The sequence below is a fragment of the Sorangium sp. So ce1335 genome, from assembly GCF_051521615.1.
In the GTDB taxonomy this organism is placed as follows: Bacteria; Myxococcota_A; Polyangia; order Polyangiales; family Polyangiaceae; genus Sorangium.
Genome location: NZ_CP150363.1, coordinates 3162027 through 3181246, shown reverse-complemented (window position 1 = coordinate 3181246; position 19220 = coordinate 3162027). Strand labels below are relative to the sequence as shown.

At 71.2% G+C, this 19220-nt stretch carries 15 protein-coding genes; 11 read left to right on the top strand and 4 right to left on the bottom strand.

Features of this window, described 5'->3' with window-relative positions:
* Window positions 1–62 precede the first annotated feature (62 nt).
* Window positions 63–1643, top strand: coding sequence for a RecQ family ATP-dependent DNA helicase (locus WMF24_RS11930; RefSeq protein ID WP_437736518.1), 1581 nt, complete (start codon window positions 63–65; stop codon window positions 1641–1643).
* Here the strand turns inward: WMF24_RS11930 and glgX are convergent.
* Window positions 1612–3942 (bottom strand): glycogen debranching protein GlgX, encoded by a 2331-nt coding sequence (glgX, locus tag WMF24_RS11925; RefSeq protein ID WP_437736517.1) that lies wholly within the window; start codon window positions 3940–3942, stop codon window positions 1612–1614. The genes WMF24_RS11930 and glgX overlap by 32 nt on opposite strands.
* Before the next feature lie 343 nt (window positions 3943–4285).
* Here glgX and WMF24_RS11920 point away from each other — a divergent pair, with 343 nt between their 5' ends.
* From WMF24_RS11920 to WMF24_RS11905, 4 genes are all read left to right on the top strand, one after another.
* Window positions 4286–5938 carry a 4-alpha-glucanotransferase gene (locus WMF24_RS11920; RefSeq protein WP_437736516.1) on the top strand — a complete coding sequence of 551 codons (1653 nt, stop codon included), beginning with the start codon at window positions 4286–4288 and terminating at the stop codon, window positions 5936–5938.
* Between the two features lie 157 nt (window positions 5939–6095).
* Window positions 6096–6416 carry an ArsR/SmtB family transcription factor gene (locus tag WMF24_RS11915; protein WP_437738794.1) on the top strand — a complete coding sequence of 107 codons (321 nt, stop codon included), beginning with the start codon at window positions 6096–6098 and terminating at the stop codon, window positions 6414–6416.
* Complete coding sequence (locus WMF24_RS11910) at window positions 6409–6840, top strand: SRPBCC family protein (RefSeq protein WP_437736515.1); 432 nt, start codon at window positions 6409–6411, stop codon at window positions 6838–6840. Before WMF24_RS11915 ends, WMF24_RS11910 begins: the two co-directional genes overlap by 8 nt.
* Window positions 6841–7048: 208 nt before the next feature.
* The gene (locus WMF24_RS11905; protein ID WP_437736514.1) at window positions 7049–8359 is read left to right on the top strand and encodes an ammonium transporter; all 1311 of its coding nucleotides are present in this window, start codon (window positions 7049–7051) and stop codon (window positions 8357–8359) included.
* 329 nt (window positions 8360–8688) lie between these two features.
* Here the strand turns inward: WMF24_RS11905 and WMF24_RS11900 are convergent, their stop codons facing one another.
* Both WMF24_RS11900 and WMF24_RS11895 read right to left on the bottom strand, forming a co-directional pair.
* Window positions 8689–9414: a hypothetical protein gene (locus tag WMF24_RS11900; protein ID WP_437736513.1), complete on the bottom strand. Its 726-nt coding sequence runs from the start codon at window positions 9412–9414 to the stop codon at window positions 8689–8691.
* The gene (locus WMF24_RS11895; RefSeq protein WP_437736512.1) at window positions 9414–11579 is read right to left on the bottom strand and encodes a substrate-binding domain-containing protein; all 2166 of its coding nucleotides are present in this window, start codon (window positions 11577–11579) and stop codon (window positions 9414–9416) included. The genes WMF24_RS11900 and WMF24_RS11895 overlap by 1 nt, the downstream gene beginning before the upstream one ends.
* Before the next feature lie 313 nt (window positions 11580–11892).
* Here WMF24_RS11895 and WMF24_RS11890 point away from each other — a divergent pair, with 313 nt between their 5' ends.
* The 4 genes from WMF24_RS11890 to WMF24_RS11875 all read left to right on the top strand — a co-directional run bounded on the left by WMF24_RS11890 (window position 11893) and on the right by WMF24_RS11875 (window position 14885).
* Window positions 11893–12087: a hypothetical protein gene (locus tag WMF24_RS11890; protein WP_437736511.1), complete on the top strand. Its 195-nt coding sequence runs from the start codon at window positions 11893–11895 to the stop codon at window positions 12085–12087.
* 382 nt (window positions 12088–12469) lie between these two features.
* The gene (locus WMF24_RS11885; protein ID WP_437736510.1) at window positions 12470–13534 is read left to right on the top strand and encodes a hypothetical protein; all 1065 of its coding nucleotides are present in this window, start codon (window positions 12470–12472) and stop codon (window positions 13532–13534) included.
* Between the two features lie 47 nt (window positions 13535–13581).
* Window positions 13582–14139 carry an RNA polymerase sigma factor gene (locus WMF24_RS11880; RefSeq protein WP_437736509.1) on the top strand — a complete coding sequence of 186 codons (558 nt, stop codon included), beginning with the start codon at window positions 13582–13584 and terminating at the stop codon, window positions 14137–14139.
* Window positions 14136–14885 (top strand): hypothetical protein, encoded by a 750-nt coding sequence (locus WMF24_RS11875; RefSeq protein ID WP_437736508.1) that lies wholly within the window; start codon window positions 14136–14138, stop codon window positions 14883–14885. The genes WMF24_RS11880 and WMF24_RS11875 overlap by 4 nt, the downstream gene beginning before the upstream one ends.
* 464 nt (window positions 14886–15349) lie before the next feature.
* Here the strand turns inward: WMF24_RS11875 and WMF24_RS11870 are convergent, their stop codons facing one another.
* Complete coding sequence (locus WMF24_RS11870) at window positions 15350–15655, bottom strand: hypothetical protein (RefSeq protein ID WP_437736507.1); 306 nt, start codon at window positions 15653–15655, stop codon at window positions 15350–15352.
* Window positions 15656–15702: 47 nt separating this feature from the next.
* Here WMF24_RS11870 and WMF24_RS11865 point away from each other — a divergent pair, with 47 nt between their 5' ends.
* Window positions 15703–17772, top strand: coding sequence for a hypothetical protein (locus tag WMF24_RS11865; RefSeq protein ID WP_437736506.1), 2070 nt, complete (start codon window positions 15703–15705; stop codon window positions 17770–17772).
* A 349-nt stretch (window positions 17773–18121) separates the two neighbouring features.
* On the top strand, window positions 18122–19213 hold the full coding sequence (locus tag WMF24_RS11860; protein ID WP_437736505.1) for an SMP-30/gluconolactonase/LRE family protein: 1092 nt from the start codon (window positions 18122–18124) through the stop codon (window positions 19211–19213).
* The last annotated feature ends 7 nt before the right edge of the window (window positions 19214–19220 follow it).

Sequence of the window (19220 nt, the reverse complement as noted above, 5' to 3'; positions counted from 1 at the left end):
AGGGCGCGAGTTACAGCGCGCGAGCATGGCGCGCCCGTCGCGTGCGCGCCATGCTCGCCCCCATGGATCAACAGCGGGGCGCGCCGAGCTGGCAGGACATCCGGCAGATGGCGCGCGAGCGGTTCGGCGTGAAGACCTTCCGGCCGGGCCAGCGTGAGCTCATCGAGGCGGTGCTGTCCGGGCGAGACGCCCTGGGGCTCCTTCCGACGGGAGCGGGCAAGTCGCTCTGTTACCAGCTCCCCGCGCTGCTCTTGCCGGGCCCGGCCGTCGTCGTCTCGCCGCTCATCTCGCTGATGCAAGATCAGCAAGCGAAGCTGGCGGAGGCGGACATCCCCGCCGCCAAGCTCGACTCGACGCTGAGCGCGACGGCGGAGCGGGAGGCGGTCGACGGGATACGGCACGGCGATCTCCCGCTCATCTACGTGACGCCCGAGCGGCTCGAGAACCCGGAGTACCTCGACCTGCTGCGGCGATCGGGCGTGTCGCTCTTCGTCGTGGACGAGGCGCACTGCGTCTCGCAGTGGGGCCACGACTTCCGCCCTGCGTACCTGGGCCTCCGCGAGGCGGTCGCCGCGCTCGGGCGGCCGCCGGTGCTGGCGCTGACGGCGACGGCGACGCCGGAGGTGGCGAACGACGTCGTGGAGCAGCTCGGCATGCGCTCCGCGACGGTGGTGAACACCGGGGTCGATCGCCCGCAGCTCTCGCTGGAGGTGATCCGCACCCCGAACGAGGAGAAGAAGCGCGAGCGCCTCGCGCGCATCCTCGAGGAGGAGAGCGGCGTCGGCATCGCGTACGCGGCGACGGTCCGCGTCGCGAACGATCTCCACCGGTGGCTCGAGGGCCGCGGCGTGCCCGTCGGCCGCTACAACGGGCAGATGCGCGCGAAGGAGCGGGAGGAGACGCAGCAGCGGTTCATGAACGACGAGTACCGCATCATCGTGGCCACCAAGGCGTTCGGCCTCGGCATCGACAAGCCCGATATCCGGTTCGTCGTGCACTACAACTTCCCCGACTCGCTGGAGAGCTATTACCAGGAGGCCGGCCGCGCCGGGCGCGACGGCCGCCCGGCGCGGGGCGTCCTCCTCTACCGCGTGGAGGACCGGCGCATCCAGGCGTTCTTCCTGGGGGGCAAGTACCCGCGCCCCGACGAGAGCTACCGCGTGTACGAGACCATCGGCCGCCTCGAGGCGCAGCGGGCCGAGGGCAAGAAGCGGGGCGGCATCCCGGTGAAGACGCTGGCCGAGGTCGCGGATCTGCCCGAGCGCAAGGTGAAGGTCGTCGTGGCGCTGCTCGAGGCCGCCGGCATCGTCGACCGCGGCCGCGGCGTGCGCCGGCTGCGCGACTTCGCCGACGAGGCGGAGCTCGATGCGTTCCTGAAGGCCTACGAGGAGCGGCGGGTGGGCGACCGCGAGCGCCTGGAGGCCGTGATGCGGTACGCCGAGAGCCCCGAGTGCCGGATGGCGCTCGTGAAGGCGTACTTCGAGGACACCGGCGCGCCGGACGAGGGCGGCGGCGCGGCCGTGGAGGCCTGCGGCCGCTGCGACAACTGCCGCCGCACGGAGGACTCGAACCGCGCCGTCGTCGACCGCCTGACGGCCGCAGCGCCGCCCGCTACGCCTTCCGCGACTTCGGCGGCTTGCTGACCTTCTTCTTCGTGTTCGTGCCCTTCCGCTCCAGGAGCCGCATCACCACGACGGAGCGGTCGACGAGCAGGTAGCGCTCGCCCCCTGCCCTCGCCGGCACCGTGCGCGCCGGCTCCCCGGCGGTGCGGGTGTCGACGAGCACCTCCCAGCGCTCGCCGAGCTCGATCGCGGGCAGCACGAACTCGAGCGGCGAGTGGTTCGCGTTGATGAGCACGAGCAGCGTATCGCCGGTGATCATCTCGCCGCGGGCGTCGGGCGTGCAGATCGCGTCGCCCCCGAGCAGGAAGCCGATCGCCCGCGCGTTCGGGTGCGTCCAGTCCTCCGGCGTCATCTCGCCGCCGTCGGGGCGGAACCACACGATGTCCTTGAGCCCGCTGCCGTGCACGTAGCCGCCCGAGAAGAACGTCCGCCGGCGCAGCACCGGCTGGCTGCGCCGGAGCGCGATGAGGCGGCAGGTGAACTCGAAGAGCTGCTTGCGCCGCTCGTCGAGGTCCCAGTCGTGCCACGACAGCTCGTTGTCCTGGCAGTAGGCGTTGTTGTTGCCGTTCTGCGTCTTGCCGATCTCGTCGCCGGCGTTGATCATCGGCACCCCCTGCGAGAGGATCAGCGTGGCGAGGAGGTTGCGCTTCTGCCGCTCGCGCAGCTCGACCACCGCGGGGTCGCTCGAGGGGCCCTCGACGCCGTGGTTGTAGCTGTGGTTGTTGTTCGTGCCGTCGCGGTTGCCCTCGCCGTTCGCCTCGTTGTGCTTGTCGTTGTACGAGACGAGGTCGTTCAGCGTGAAGCCGTCGTGCGCCGTCACGAAGTTGACGCTCGCGTACGGCCTCCGCCCGCTCGACGCGAAGAGGTCGCTCGACCCGGTGAGCCGGTAGCCGAGATCGGCCGCGAGCAGATCCCCCTTCCAGAAGCGGCGGACCGAGTCGCGGTAGCGGTCGTTCCACTCCGTCCAGAGCACGGGGAAGTTGGCGACCTGGTAGCCGCCCTCGCCGACGTCCCACGGCTCCGCGATGAGCTTGACGCGCGAGAGCACCGGGTCCTGGTGGATGATGTCGAAGAACGAGCTCAGGCGGTCGAAGTCGTGGTGCCCGCGCGCGAGGGCCGACGCGAGGTCGAAGCGGAAGCCGTCGACGTGCATCTCGGTCACCCAGTAGCGCAGGCTGTCCATGACGAGCTGGAGCGTCTGGTAGTGGCGCGTGTTGACCGTGTTCCCGCAGCCCGTGAAGTCCATGTAGTAGCGCGGGTTGTGCGGGACGAGCCGGTAGTAGGCCCAGTTGTCGATCCCCTTCAGCGAGAGCGTCGGGCCGAGGTGGTTCCCCTCCGCGGTGTGGTTGTAGACCACGTCGAGGATCACCTCGATGCCCGCGGCGTGGAGCGCCTTCACCATCGCCTTGAACTCGGCCACCTGCTGGCCGAGCCGCCCGGTCGACGAGTACCGGCCGGCCGGCGCGAAGTACGCGAGCGTGTTGTAGCCCCAGTAGTTGACGTGCCCGCGCTCCCAGATCTCGCGCTCGCTCGCCATCTCGTGCACCGGGAGCAGCTCGATCGCCGTGACGCCGAGCTTCTTGAAGTGGGCGATCGCCGCCTCGGACGCGAGCCCCGCGTACGTGCCGCGCAGGTGCGCGGGGACGCCGGGGTGCCGCTGGGTGAACCCCTTGACGTGCACCTCGTAGATGATCGTGTCCTGCCAGCGCGTCGCCGGCGGCCGGTCGCCGTCCCACGCGAAGCGGTGGTCGACGACAACCGACTTCGGCGCGCCCCACGCGCTGTCGCGGTGGCAGATCTCGAGGTCGTCGAGCGCCGCCGGCGCCGGCGGGCACTCCTTCGCGCGCGCGTCCGCGGCGCGGCGGTCGCTCGCCTTGCCCGCGCGCGCGCCGTCGCCCTTCTCGCCGGCCGCGCCGTCGGCCTTCGCGGCCTTTCCGGGGACGCTCTCGGGCGGGTGCTCCCCGCGGTCGTACCCGTAGAGCGGCGCCTTCCAGTTCGGCTCGTTCGACAGCGCGTACGCGTACGGGTCCACCAGCAGCTTCGCCGGGTTGAAGCGGTGCCCGGAGCGCGGGTCGTACGGCCCGTGCACCCGGTAGCCGTAGAGCTGCCCGGGCTTGAGCCCCGGCACGTACCCGTGGAAGACGTGGGCCGTGCGCTCGGCGAGCTCGATGCGCACGCGCTCCACGACATCGTCGACGGCCTCGAACAGGCAGAGCTCCACCTTCGTGGCGGACTGTGAGAACAGCGCGAAGTTCACCCCTTCGCCGTCGTAAGAGGCGCCGAGGGGGGTCGGCGCGCCGGGCCATATGCGTCTGGTCATCGGAAAAACCTGTGGAGCCGCCTATTCGCGAAAATGGCGCCGCTGTCGAGACACAAGCGCGCCGGGCGCGAGTTTTTCGCGCGCCGGGCGCGCGGCCAGGCACCTGCCTGCCCGCTCGGGCGATGCCCGGCGGGCGGTCGGGCGGTGCCTTCGCGCCCTCCGGTCTCGCTCCGATCGCGCGCGATGGCAGCGCATCGGCGCGGCGCGCTCACGTCGCGCCCGACGCGTGAACGCGCGTGAACGCGCGCGTTTCCGCGAGGATCGCGCGCGAGGAGCATCGCGAAGCCGCGCGACCCGGGATAGACTCCGCCCCCGAACGCCTGGAGCCAAGCCAAGAACGCACATGTCTTCCCCCTCTGTTGAAAACCAGTCCCAGGGCTCGTCCCAGAAATCGTCCTCTCCTTCCGGCGCGCGCCGCCGCATCTCCGGCGTGACGGTGCCGCTCTTCTCGCTGCGCAGCGAGCGCTCGTGGGGCATCGGCGAGATCGGCGACCTCCCCGAGTTCGCCGCGTGGATGCAGGGCGTCGGGCTGCGCCTCGTGCAGCTCCTGCCGCTCGGCGAGGTGTCGGGCGGCGAGACGTCGCCGTACATGGCGCTCTCCGCCTTCGGGATCGATCCGATGTTCATCTCGCTCTCGGCGGTGCCGGAGCTGCCGCCGGAGCTCGTCGGCGAGGCGCTCGGCGAGGACGTGGAGGCGCTCGAGCGCGCGAAGAGGAGCGCGCGCGTCGACTACGATCTCGTGCGCCGCGTGAAGCGGCGGGCGCTGCGCTTCGCGTTCGACAGGTTCGAGCGGGAGCACCTCGCGAAGCAGACGCCGCGCGCGGCCGAGCTCTCCGCGTTCGTGAAGCGGCAGTCGGACTGGTTGCCCGACTACGCGCAGTTCCGCGCGTTCAAGGACGGCTTCGAGGGCATCGCGTGGTGGGACTGGCCCGAGGAGGTCCGCCAGCGCAGGCCCGAGGCGCTCGAGGGGCTGCGGCGCGAGCGCGCGCGGGACATCCTCTATTACGAGTACGTCCAGTGGCTCGCGCACACGCAGTGGGAGGCGGCGCGCGCGGATCTCCGGAGCAAGGGGATCGAGATCATGGGCGACCTCCCGTTCATGGTGTCGCGCGACAGCGCCGACGTGTGGGCGCACCAGGACGAGTTCCGGCACGACATGTCGGTCGGCGCGCCGCCGGACCAGTTCAACACGGAGGGGCAGAACTGGGGGCTGCCGCCGTATTTCTGGGCGAAGATGCGGGAGAACGACTTCGCGTGGCTGCGGCGTCGGTGCCGCTACACGGGGCTGCTCTACGATCGGTTCCGGATCGATCACCTCGTCGGCTTCTACCGGACGTACATCTTCCCGGAGCAGAAGGGCCAGGGTCAGGGGGGCGAGCGGCCGAAGGCGACGTTCGATCCCGCGGAGGAGCCGGAGCAGCGCGAGCACGGCGAGCGCGTCGTGCGGGCGATGATCGAGGGGGCCGCGGAGACGGGGGCGCAGCTCATCGCGGAGGATCTCGGCGCGGTGCCGCCGTGGGTGCGGGCGTCGCTGACGGCGCTCGGGGTGCCCGGGTACAAGGTGCTGATCTGGGAGAAGGACGACGTTCTGTTCCGCGATCCGGCGGAGTACCCGGAGCTCTCGGTGGCGTGCTTCGGGACGCACGACACGGACTCGGTGGTCGTGTGGTGGGAGTCGCGGGACGACCGGGAGCGGGCGGGGGTGCTCGATCTGCCGCAGCTCGCGCCGCGGCGGCAGGAGTTCGGGCGGGAGTTCACGAAGGAGACGCACAGGGCGCTGCTCGACCTGATCCACGGGTCGAAGAGCGAGCTCGTGCTGCTGCTCGTGCAGGACGTGCTGGCGACGCGGGAGCGGGTCAACACGCCGGGGACGGTGGGGCCGGAGAACTGGTCGCTGAGGCTGGCGGCGACGCCGGCGGAGATGGACCGGGATCCCGAGGTGCGGGGGGCGCTCGATCGGGTGCGGGAGAGCATCAAGGCGACCGGGCGCGCGTGAGCTGACAGCGGGCGGCGAGGTTGAGCCGAGCCGCCCGGCCCCCTCGATCCTGCCGTCGCGCGACGGGACGCGATCGACCTGCTTGACATGCAACCGGTTGGTTGCATATTGACATGCAACCGATTGGTTGCATGATGGGCCGGTGAGCGGCGGCTCGATGGACAAGGTCTTCAAGGCGCTCGCGGATCGGAGCCGCAGGAAGCTGCTCGATCGGCTGCACGCCGAGAGCGGGCAGACCCTCGGGCAGCTCTGCGAAGGGCTGGAGATGACACGCCAGGCGGTGAGCAAGCACCTCGGCGTGCTCGAGGACGCGAACCTCGTCGTCGTCGTCTGGCAGGGACGGGAGAAGCTCCACTACCTGAACCCCGCGCCGATCAGCGAGATCTACGAGCGATGGATAGGCAAGTACGAGCGCCAGCGCGTGCGGGCGCTCGACGCGCTCAAGCGCACGTTGGAGGGAGAGAGCGACGATGAGTAAGCCCGAGTTCGTCTACGTCACGTACATCGCCTCGACGCTGGACAAGGTCTGGGAGGCGCTGACCACCGGCGAGTTCACCCGGCAATACTGGGGCGGAAGGACCATCCAGTCCGAGTGGAAGCCCGGATCGGCCGTGAAGCACATCAAGGAAGACGGCTCCTTCGACTGGGAAGGAGAGGTCCTCCAGGCCGACCGACCAAAGCTCCTCGCCTACACCTTCGGCAACGTCCTCGGCGAACGCCCGTCGCGCGTCACCTTCGAGCTCGCCCAGTTCGGCCCGCACGTGAAGCTCACGCTCACCCACGACCGGTTCGACGAGGGAAGCAAGGTGCTCCCGGCCATCAGCAACGGATGGCCCGCCATCCTGTCCAGCATGAAGAGCCTCCTCGAGACAGGAAAGGCCCTCTACCCGGAATGGCGATGACCCCAGCGGCACGGCACGCGGGCAGCCCCACGGCAAATCCACCAACGCCGCTGTAAACCCCGGGTCATGACGCGCGCGTGCGGTTGGCGGGCCCACGCGCGCTGACTCGCCGCGTCGGGTGGGAGATTTCACGAGTTCGTGAAGTACATGCCGGCGAAACATTCCGGAAAACTGCTTCCTCTTACTTTCGCCGTCGAGGAGGCCACCAGTGAACGAAATCAACGCCTCGGACACCACCTGGCTCCTGGTCTCGTCGGCAATGGTTCTGCTGATGACGCCAGCGCTGGCCCTGTTTTACGGGGGCATGGTCCGAACAAAGAACACGCTCAGCACCTTCATGCACAGCTTCTTCGCCATGGGTCTCGTGACCCTGGCGTGGGTGACCATCGGATACTCGATGGCGTTCGGCGAATCCAAGGGCGGGTTCATTGGAGGCCTGAACCATGCGTTCCTGAACGGCGTCGGCTTCGAGCCCCGCGAGGGGATGACGGTGCCGCACCTGCTGTTCATGGTGTTCCAGCTGATGTTCGCCATCATCACGCCGGCGCTGATCTCGGGCGCTTACGCGGAGCGCATCAAGTTCTCGTCGTATGTCGTGTTCACGCTCCTCTGGTCGCTCGTCGTCTACAGCCCCATCTGTCACTGGGTCTGGAACCCGGGCGGGTGGCTCCTCGCGCGCGGCGCGCTCGACTTCGCCGGCGGCACCGTCGTGCACCTCGCCTCGGGCGCGAGCGCGCTCGTCATGGCGATCATGCTCGGCAAGCGCCGGGGGTACCCGACGCGCAAGATCGTCCCGCACAACCTCACCATGACGCTGCTCGGCGCGGGCCTCCTGTGGTTCGGCTGGTTCGGCTTCAACGGCGGCTCGGCGCTCGCGGCGAACGGGCTCGCGTCCGTCGCGTTCGTGAACACGCACATCGCCGCCGCGATCGGCGCGCTCGCGTGGGCCCTCATCGAGGGCGTGCGCTACGGCAAGCCGTCGCTCCTCGGCGTGGCGTCGGGGCTCGTCGCGGGCCTCGTCGCCATCACGCCGGCCGCGGGCTTCGTCGGGCCGATGGCCTCCGTCGCGATCGGGCTCGCGGCGGGCGCCGTGTGTTACGGCGCCGTGATGATGAAGGGCAAGCTGGGCTATGACGACAGCCTCGACGCGTTCGGCATCCACGGCGTCGGCGGCCTGCTCGGCGCGCTGCTCACCGGCGTGTTCGCCTCCAAGGTGTGGAATCCGGCCGGCCAGGACGGCCTCATCAAGGGCAACTCGGCGCTGTTCACCGAGCAGGTCATCGCGGCCGCCGTCGCGGCCGCCTATGCGGCGGTGGTCACCTTCGTGCTCGTGAAGGGGATCAACGCGGTCATGGGCTTCCGGGTCGACGCGGAGGTCGAGGACGAGGGCCTCGACGGCGCCCTCCACGGGGAAGAGGCCTACTCGCTCGGCGAGGGCGGCGCCCACGCGGTCGAGTCGGTGCCCCCGGCCTCGCCCGCCCCCGCCCCGTCGCCGGTCCTCGCGCGCGAAGGCGCCTGATCCAGCGCAGCGGAAGCGCGGGCCCGAGGGCCGCCTGGCATCGCCGGGCGGCCCTCGCCGCTTTGTGGCCTGTGCTTCGATGGCGGCAATGCGGGCTCGCGGGCGCCTGGGCGATGAGAAGAGAAGAGAGAGAGAGAGAGAGAAACCACAGAGGGCACAGAGGGCACAGAGGAAGAGAGAGCTCAGAGAGAGAGCTCGGAGAGGGCTCGGATCGTGCCGAGGGGGCTCGGAGGACGAGCCAGAGAGAGGTCAGAATCTTCTTCTCATCCTCTGTGCCCTCTGTGCCTCTGTGGTTTTTCTCTCTCTCTCTTCCCCCGACGCGAGCGGCGTCACCTGCACGCAAACGACGGCTCTCCCGTCTCCCTGCAGCCCTGGTAGCATGCGACCTTGGCGCACCCGCAGCGGCGCAGCGCGCCCCGGTCGCCGTCGCGCCCGCAGCCGGCGCCGAGGCTGCGGCAGTCGGCCTCGCAGCGCGCGACCTGGGCAGGTGACGGCGCGCAATCGGCGCCATCCGGCCGGCCGCCGGGGCCGGCCGCGGCGCACAGCTCGACCGACGCGACCTGCTCGAGCAGCGGAATGCGCCCGCCGCTCAGGCACTGCGCGTGCGGCTCGCAGACGTGATCCCGCAGGACTGCCACCACGCGGACGCGCTGCCCGCGCAGCGCGCGCCAGTCGGGACCGAGCCAGCGCTCGGCGTCCTCGCGCGCCATGATCCTCCCGGCGATCATCGGCTGCGCGCCCTTCGTCAGCTCCAGCGCGCCGACCCATCGCTCGCGCGGGACCGCATCGCCCGATCGCTCCTGCTCCCCTGGCGGAGACGGGGGCGCCCCGGCAGGCGCGGAGCTCGCCGCCGTCGCCGCCGGCGCGCCCTGCTCCGCCGGCGCGCCCTGCACCGCCGTCGCCGCCGACGCGCCCTGCACCGCCGTCGCCGCCGGCGCAGGGCGCGCGCCCTCCGCGCAGCCCGCCCCGCCGGCGCAGCACGCGCACACGAGCGCCCCGCAGCGCCACAGCCGAGCTCCCGCTGCGGCGGGCTCGCGCCGCGACGCGCGCGCCATCACGCCCTTCCCCGCCCAGGGCGCAGCTCGCGCGGCGAGCCCGCGTCGCCCCGCCCCGCGCGGAGCGAGCGGAGCCCCCCGCGCGCTACCTCGTCGAGCGCCGACGACAGCGACTTGCGCGTGGCGAGGTCCCCGAGGTCGACGTCAAGCGCCACGAGGCGCGCCGCGATCTCCGGGCGCACGCCGACGAGGACGACGCGCGCGCCGAGCAGGCCCGCCGCGCGGTGGGTCTGCTGCAGCGCGTGCGCCACCTGCGCGTCCACGAGCGGGACGCCCGTGATGTCGAGCAGCACGCAGCGCGCCCCGTGCCGGCTCACCCCCTCGACCACCGTCTCGAGCACCTGCCGGGCGCGGTCGCCGTCGAGCTCGCCGATGAGCGGGACGAGCAGCACGCCCTCGAAGAGCGGGATGAGCGGACACCCCAGCTCCCGCACCGCCGCCGACAGCGCGCGCTCGCGCTCGAAGGCATCCAGCAGGCTCGCGTGCTGCTCCGAGAGCGACTGCATCAGCGCGTCGCGCTCGAGCGCCGCGCTGAGCAGCGCCCCCCAGATCGCCACCGAGCCCTCGTCGCCGGCGATCTCCGGCGAGCCCGGGCCGACCGTCGCCAGGATGCCCCAGTCCCGCTGGAGCGTGCGGATCGGCAGGAGCGACACGAGGTACGGGCCGCCGACGGACGACGGCGGCAGCAGCTCCGCGGGCGGGAAGGCCTCCCGCGGGACGACGCTGCCGAGGGGCGGCGTCGGGCTGCCATCGCGGCTGTAGGTGCCGACGATGACGAGGCGCTCGCGCGTCGCCGGATCCTCCCAGAGCCCGAGGCAGCTCCACATCGTGGACGTCGCGTCGAGCCAGGAGAGCGAGCGCAGCTCGTCGTGACTGCCGCCGAGCAACGCCAGGCTCACCTCGTGATCGGACCGGACGACCTGCCCGAGCTCCCCGACGAACGCCCGCTCGGCGTCGAGCCGGGCCAGCATGAGCGAGAGGCGCACCTGCTCCAGGAACTCCTCGACGCGGTCCTCGGCCGCGCCGTCGACCCCCTCGCCCCGCCGCGCGCGGCGCCGCCTGAAGGCCCGGCCGAGCAGGCGGACGATGCCCATCAGGCTCTCCACGTCGGGCGTGAGGCGGACGGCCTGCTGGCAGGCGTCGTCGATCCCGGCCGCCGGCGGGGGCGTCGCGCCCTCGATCGCCGCGGTGAGCCCCTCGAGCACGCGGGTCACGCCGGGCCACGCCGACCCGGGCGGCGTGCCGGGCGGCAGCGCGTGCGGGGAGAGCAGCGCGACCATCTGTCGGGCGAGGAGATCGCCGAGGTCGTCGTCGGGCGCCGCGTCCCCCGCGCGGAGGAAGCCCTGGAGCGCGTTGCAGCCGCACGAGCGCCGCTGGACAAACGTGGTCGGCGCGAGCGCGGGGCCCGGCGGGACGACCTCGCCGTCGAGCTTCGCCAGCACGAGCTCGCACGCGAGCCGCCCCAGGCCGTCGAACCGCTGGCGCACCGTGGTCAGCGGCGGCGCGGCCCACTGCGCCTCGGCGATGTCGTCGAAGCCGGTGACCGCGAGGTCCTCGGGGACGCGGCACCCGGCCGCCTGCAGCGCCGACATGAGCCCGAGCGCGTTCTTGTCCGTACCGGCGACCGCTGCCGTGATGTCGCCCCGGCGCGCGAGGATCGCCGCGGCGACGTCCTGTCCCCCGGAGAGCCAGTTGTTCGCGGCCTCGAAGACGAGCCCCGGATCGAACGGGATCCCGCGCTCGGCGAGCGTCGCCTTGTAGCCCTCGAGGCGCGCGCGGATGTCCTCCTGCTCCAGGCAGCCGACGAACGCGATGCGCCGGTGTCCGTGCTCGATCAGGTGGCTCACCGCGCTCCGGATGCCCGCGGCGTTGTCCGGCATCGCGGTCGGGCAGCCCGCCTCGGGCGCGCAGGTGCTGACGGTGACGAGCGGCACCCCCGCCCGCGCGAGCCGCTCGATGCCGTCGGTGCTGAGCACGACGATCCACCCGTCCACGAGGTCGCGGGCGAGCGACGGGGCCTCGACGAGCTCGGGGGTGGCGCGTACCACGACGAGGCGGTGCCCGCGCTGCTGCACCGCCTCGTGGATGCCTCGTACGACGGCGTTGAAGTAGAAGCCATCGAGGAAGGGGGTGAGGACGCCAATGGTCGTGGGGCGGGAGTGCATGGGGGCGCGCGCTCGGAGCAGGGGCGGAGATGAAGTGATGCTACGCGAAGCGGGCGCCGAGAGGGGATGTGCGGTTGCCGGGGAGCAGGAAGGCTCGTCGCCAGCCATGACCCTGGAGCAACAAACGGGTTGACCCCGCCTGAAACGAGCAGAGCTTCGAACCGCCAGGGCGCCAGGGCGCCAGGGCGCCAGGGACGCCAAGATATTCTCTCCTTCTTGGCGTCCTCGGCGCCTTGGCGGTTCATTTCTCGCTCGATCCACGTGTTCCGACGGCCTGTTCAGGGCGCCCGGGTTCGCGGACGTGCGGCCTCGCGTGCTCCCTGGCACGAGCCAGGATCTCGGGCTCAAGAACCTCCTCGACATCATCACGGGCTGGAAGCGGGCGCTCATCCCCGCGAGCCAGGCCGCCGAGGCGGAGCAGGACCTCGCGGACGTGTACACGATCACCACCGTTCCGGAGGCGTGGGGCGCAGCGGGCGTGTTCTACACCGTGGGCAAGAAGCCGTAGCGCGACGCCGCTCAACCCACACTGGCGCTTCGAGAGCGCTGCCAATGTAAAAATCCAGCGTCGAAGCGGCGCCCCGGCGCGCCCACCGCGCACGCCCTGCGCGCACGCCCTCCGCGCTTCACATCGCGGCGTGCCCGCTCGACGCGACGGGAGGAAGCGCCACGCGTCGCGCCTTCTCCGCCGCGTGTTTCTCGTGTACATGCGAGGAAGGCCACCCGCAAAGGCACCGTAAATTGGGGTGTGACGCGTCGACCACCCGGGTGTACACGACCGCGCTCACGACTGGCACGTGAGCTAACATCCTCTCCGTCATGACGCGTCGCTCCGTACGAGGTCTCACCATCGCCCGCAGAACCCCGAGCCACCGGCGAGGTGCGACGCGATGGTGAGCGCGGGGGGCGCGCGTGCGCTGGCGCCGGTCGTCCTCGCGGCCGCCGCGCTGGCGCCGGCCGTGGCGCGAGCGGAGGAGTGCGACCTCGCGGCCGCCGACGTGTCGTGGGTGCGCCTCGAGGGGGCGGAGGCCCAGTGCCCCTCGGCGTCCCAGGTGCGCGCCGACGTCTCGCGCCGGCTCGGGCGGGAGCTCGTCACGACGGGCAAGGTCACCTCGATCGAGGCCGTCGTGCGCGGGCAACCCGGGGCGTGGTCGGCCCAGGTCCGGACCGAAGGGTGCGACGGCGCCCCCCCGACCGTCCGCACGATCGCCGATCACGGGATGAGCTGCGACGGGATCACCGCCGCCGTGACGCAGATCATCGTCCTCGCTGTCGACCCCGACGCCGAGCTCTCCTCCCCGGCCCCGCCGCCCGCCGAGCCGCCGCCACGCCCGCCCCCCCCTCCGGCGCCGCCCCCGGCGACAGGAAAGCCGCCGGAGCCGCCGTTCCCCTGGCCGGCCGAGACAAGGCCCGCGCCCCCGCCGCCGCCCGCCCAGCCGCCGCACGTCGGGGTCTCCATCACCTGGCGCGGGCTCGCGTCCGTGGGCCTCATCCCCTCGCCCGGCGGCGGCGTCTCCCTGGCGGCCGCGTGGTCCGTCCTGCCGCGATGGACCGTGGAGACCGGGGCGATGTGGCTCCCGGAGCAGCCCGCGACCGACCCGACGTTCGCCTTCGGCCTGACCGCGGGCTGGCTCGGCGGGTGCGTTGAGGCGATCCACAGCCGCGCGATCGCCCTGGGGCTCTGCGGCCGGGTGCTCGCGGGCGCCGTGTACGCCGTCATCGACGAGGACGAGCGGTACGTCCCCACCGATCCCGGCGCCCGGACGTGGATCAGCGCCGGCGCGGGCGCGCGCCTCGGCGTCCGCGTCGTCGGGCCGCTGCGGATCGAGACAGGCGCCGACCTCATCGTCCCCATGACGCGGTACAGCTTCCGGCTCGAGGGCGAGCAGCCGGCGCCCTTCGAGCAGCCGGCGGTCGGCGGCGCGGCGTTCGTCGGCGTCGGGGTCGCGTTTTGATGAAGGAACCCCGGGCTGCCGGCATTCACCAGTCCGTGGAGCAATGCATGCCAGCGGAGGTCCTGGGCGGCGCCAAGCAGCCGCCGCAGAGCCTCGTCGCCCTGCACGCCGAGCACGGCGGCTTCGTCTGGGCCACCCTTCAACGGTTCGGCATCCAGCACCCCGACCTGGAAGACGCCTTCCAGGACGTCTTCATCGTCGTCCAGCGGCGCCTCCCCTCGTTCGACTGGGCCTGCCCCGTCACGACGTGGCTGTTCGCCATCTGCCGGCGGGTCGCCGCCTCGCAGCGCCGCCGCGCCCACACGCGGCGCGAGCGGCTCGGCGAGATCGTCGACGACGTACCGGACTCGGCGAGAGGCCCCGAGGAGATCACCTCTCAACAACAGGCGAGATTGCAGCTCGAGTCGATCCTCGAGGCCATGGATCTCGACCGGCGAGCCGTGTTTGTCATGTTCGAGATCGAAGAGATGCCGTGCAACGAGATCGCGAGCCTGATCGGCGTCCCCGTCGGGACGGTCTACTCGCGGCTCCACGCGGCGCGCAAAGAGTTCGCGAATCTGTTAAAGAAGGCGGAGGCCGCGCGAGAGCGCAGGGGGAGGGCATGAGCGATCCGAAGCGATGGATCCTGGACGGTGGGGGCGCCCCCCAGGGAGCGCGTGAGCTGCTCCTCGCCGCGTCGCGCCCGCGGCCCATGACGTCCGCCGAGTTCGCGCGGACCGCTGCGCGGGTGGCGCCGCTCGGTACGGCGAGCGCGGGCGCCGGGGCGACGCTGCCGATGTGGGTCAAAGGGATCTTCGTCGCTGTGGGCGTCGGGCTCGGCGGGGCCGGGCTCTACCTCGCCCTCGACGACGGCCAGCGCGCCGGCGCCCCGGCGGCGACCCCGCCGCAGCTCGTCAACTTGCCACTGGAGGAGCTGATCCAGCGCGGGGGCGGCGTGGCCGCGGCGCCTGCGGAGCCCGTCGCCGCGCCGGAGGCTGCGCCGGCGCCGGAGCCGGCGCGCCCGGCGGCGTCCGTCCCCCGCCGGGAGCTGCCGAGGAACACCCGGCCGGCCGCGCCGGCGGCGGCCGCTGCGAGCGACAGCGACGAGCTGCTCCGGGAGTCGAAGCTCATCGACACGGCCAGGGCGGCGGCCGCGCAGGACCCGGACGCCGCCCTCGCGGCGGTGCGGGAGCACCAGCGCGAGTTCCCGGGCGGGCGGCTCGCCGAGGAGCGGGAGTACGTCGCGATCCGCGCGCTGATGCGCCTCGGGCGCGTCGACGAGGCGCGGGCGCGCGCGGCGTCGTTCCTCGCGCGGTACCCGTCGACCCCCTACGCCGAGCGGGTGCACCGGGCCGTGAACGCGGCTCCCTGAAAAAAATTACGAGCCCGCCCGCGATCCCGTGAAGGATGGCGGGCTCAGCGGCATTCAGGGTGCGTGAGCCGATCGCCGCGGCCCCTGTCCGTGCGGTCCTTCTCCGCGCCGTTCTCGTTCACAAGCTGTGACCTCATCGCGAACCCCGACCGGCGCCGCGTCGCCCGGGCTCGTCCTTCGTTCCCGCAGGCAGCAGAGCCGAGGAGCGCAAAGCAGAGGAGAGAAGAGAAACCCTTTCGAGGCACGAAGGACACAGCATCTTCGCTCTCTCTCCTGTATCCAGTGTGCCTCTGCGGCTTCACCTCTCCTGCGCGCGGGGACGACCCCGGACGACGCGGCGCCTGCGACTTCCCCCGCCGCGCCCCACAGGCGCGCACTGGACATCTCGCCGCGCGCGCCGCGCGGGAGATGTCCAGTGCGCGAGCCGCGCAAAACTTGCTGGCCGCGCGCGCCGCGAACCGTGATCAGAAATCGAAGAAAAGTCCGCAACGCTTGATTTGATCACAAACCAGACTAACATCGCCGCTCGTGATTATGCCCAGGGCGTCGCCGCAGAGAACGGCGCGCGGGCAGGTGTTCACAGGATCGTCCATGTCATGAACGATGAGGCCGTGCTGCGGTGACAGCGTGGCCAGCGGCGATGCGCGCCCGGGTCGGGCGCGCGCGGCTCGTCGTTCATGGAGCAGCGTCTCGGCGCGCTCGCGCGCTCGCTGCCGTGCAGGCCGCTCCTTTGTCGCGCGCGCAGCGACGCTGCGATCGCAGGTGGTCACTCTCAGGAGGTCTCATGTTCTCCAGGTCGTCGAGTTCGAGCAGTCCGGTGCGCACTCATTCCCATCACACCTCCGCCGGCGCGTGGCGGAGGTCGCGGCACGCCGCGCTGATCGCGCTCGCGCTCTTGCCCGCCGCGTGCTCGGACGTCGGGCCGACGGACGGCGCGCCGGAGGATGTCCTGGAGGGCGAGGCTGGCGAGGCCGCCCTGGCGCTCACGCTGCCGTTCCTCATCGATGACCGCAAATCGCTCATCGTCACGGAGACGGACGTCGTGAGCGCGTTCACGCTCGAGGAGGTGCTCCAGCAGCTCATCGACCAGGCGGGCGCCTCCAGCACCGCGACGCCCCTCTCGGTGTTCCGGCAGTTCATTAACAACCACCGGCCCGGATCGAGCGACCCGAACAACATCGGCCCGAACTGCGATGACGAGCCGCCGAACACCGGCGATCTCGAGCCTGTGGACGATCCGCTCACCGGCCCCATCCCGCATGAGGAGAAGAACCAGACCGGCTCGATCAACGGCTGGCCCATCTTCTGCCCCCGGACGGCGGACGACCCCGAGAGCGATCCCTTCGCTGACTCGGAGAGCGACAGCGCGTACATGGCCACGACCCTGGCGAACCGCTTCGACCTCGCGCCGCCGGACGGCGCCCATTGCGGCGAGTACCGCATCGTGTTCGCGAAGCGGTCGGGCATCACCAACACCCTGAACCGCAACTTCATCATCTTCGAGGGCCGGCTCCCCAACCCGAACCCGAGCCAGGGCCGGCTCGGGTGCGCCCCCGTCGTCAACTTCTGGCTGAACCAGTCGGATCCCGCGAAGAGCCCGGCGACCCGGGCGGCGGAGCTGCACGACTTCTACTTCGATGGTCTGAGCGGGTTCGAGCCCGTCATTCACATCGACCACTACGGCCCCGAGGGCGGCCAGATCCGGACCAACGAGTTCGTGAGGCCCATGGGCTTGCCGTTGACCTCCTGGTCGCTCCGGCAGTTCGAGATCGCGCACGCCGGTCCGACCGGCGGCTGGCTGCTCATCGCGCCCTCGTTCGTATCGGACAACCCGGCCGGGAAGCTCTTCACGAGCGCCTCGGGCGATCAGCGCGTCACCGACTTCCAGGCCACGTTCTTCCCGAGCGTGGTGGAGAGGCTCGCGGCCACGGACGACATCAACCGGTTCGCGTACGGGGCGGAGGTGCCCAGCGAGCACGAGGCCGGCGAGAGCCTGATGATCCCGATCCACAACAACTACCTGAACAAGTTCACCACCGCGCCGACGGCGTTCAGGAACAGCATCCAGGCGAAGCTCACCGCGATGGGGAGCACCTTGACCCCGGAGCACATCGTGGCCCGCGCGCAGTCGCTCGCCTGCGCCGGGTGCCATGAGCCCGTGAACGTCGACAACGAGTTCTTCAAGACGACGCTGGACGAGAACGGCCAGCCCGTGCCCGACCTCACCGATCCCGAGAGCCCGCTCGACGTCGGCCTGGACGAGAATCCCCTCCGGACGCTGGGGTTCACCCACACCTCCGAGCAGAAGGAGCCGGTCGACGAGACGACGACCCGGGAGCGGTTCCGCATCTCGAAGATGCTCAGCGAGAAGTTCCTGCCGTTCCGCCAGCGGGTGATGGAGGACTTCCTCCTCAACAACCCGATCCTCGGCTTCGAGAAGCCGGGGGCGTGGACCTCGACGCAGGCCCTGCTCTCGGTCCACACGGGCCGGGTGCAGGAGGGCATCTCGTCGCTCGAGGTGAAGATGCCGTCCTCGTGGAACGAGATCGTGAGCGCGAATTTCAGCACCGCGGGGCTCACCCCGGTGGGCGACAAGATCACGGTCGACCTCTTCGTGTCCCCCGTGCAGCCGAATCCGAGCTGGATCGGGAAGGTCGTGGCGATGATCTCGATCCCGTCGGCCGGCATCAACAACCAGTGGGCCGGCGAGGCTGAGCTGACACCGCTCACCCCGGGGGAGTTCCATACGATCCAGTTCGCCTCGCTGGCGACGGCCACCAAGAACGCGCTGAACGCATCGCCCAGCGATGTGAAGCTGCAGTTCATCTTCAACGTGACCGCCAACGCGGGGCCGTACTACCTGGACAACGTCCGGTTCGCGAACTGACCGCGGGCGGGCGCTCGTAGAGCGCGCGCTCATGAAGAGGGCGCCGGCTCCCCCCGGCCGGCGTCCTCTTCCTTCTATTTTGTACTGCGGTCTGCGCGGGGCGCCCGCCGAGGTGCGGGAGTGGGGCCGCGCCCGCAGCGCCGGGCAACCCGACCCGGGTTGAGGCGACCCGACCCGGGATTCCGGGGAGCCGCTCGAGTCCGTGCCAGCGCGTTGGTCGTCGCGGGCTGAATGCCTGGAAGACGAGCGCGCGAACGCGCCTGTGGACCGAACCCTGCTGCTCGGTTGACGCTGGCGCGCGAGCGCTTGTAGGGAGGTCTACACCTGAACGGAGCCCATCGAGGAGATCATGTTCCTGAATCGACGCTATGTTGCGCTGGCTTCCATCTGCCTCACGTCGATGCTCGGCGCGTGCGGCGACGATGATGTCGGCGATTCCGGTACCGGCACCACATCGAGCGGGGCGAGCACGTCCTCGGGCACGGGGGGCGAGGGCGGGGCCACGTCGTCCACCTCCTCGGGCACGGGGGGTGACGGCGGCACCGGCGGCACCGGCGGCACCGGCGGCACCGGGGGCGATGGGGGATCCGGCGGCGCCGGGGGCGATGGAGGCGCCGGAGGCGATGGGGGATCCGGCGGCGCCGGCGGCGGCCCCGCCTACGCGTTCCAGCAGGTGGGCGGGTTCGCCGCGCCGGAGAGCTGCTACTGGGATCCGGAAGACCGGCTCTGGTACGTGTCGAACATCGGGGGAGAGGGCGAGGCGGGCTGGATCAGCCGCCTCGACGAGAACGGAAAAGTCCTCGACGCGAGATGGCTCGACGGGCTCAACAATCCCAAAGGGATACGGGTCTTCGAAGGCGCCCTTTACGTGACCGACGTCGACCGTGTCCTCGGCATCTCCCTCTCGGACCACACCGTCACCGAATACCTCATTCCGGAAGGCCTGTTCGTCAACGACGTCGCCGTCGACGAGAGCACAGGCCAGGTCTACGCCTCCGACACGGTCGCGAACGTCATCTATCGAATCGACCCCGGCGCCCCCACGAGCGCCGAGCTCTTCCTCAAGTTCGAGGACGTGGTCGGCCCGAACGGCGTGCTCGTCGACGGCGGATCGCTCGTCGTGGTGGGCGCGGGGGGCGAGACAGAGGATCAGCTCGGGACATTCCTCTCCATCGATCTCGCCGACCGGACCGTCACGCGCCTCGGCGATCTCGCCGGCAGGCTCGACGGGGTCGAGAGGGATGGAGACGCCTTCTGGGTGTCGGATTATGGTTCTGGCAAGGTCTTCCGGGTCTCGGCGGACGGCACCTGGACGGTCGCGTACGACCTCGCCGCGGATCACGCCGTCGCCTCGGCCGCGGACATCGGCTTCGATCCGGAGCGCCGCATCCTCTGCGTCCCCGATCTGAACACCAGCGTCGCGTTCATCACCGCGGAGTAAACCTGAG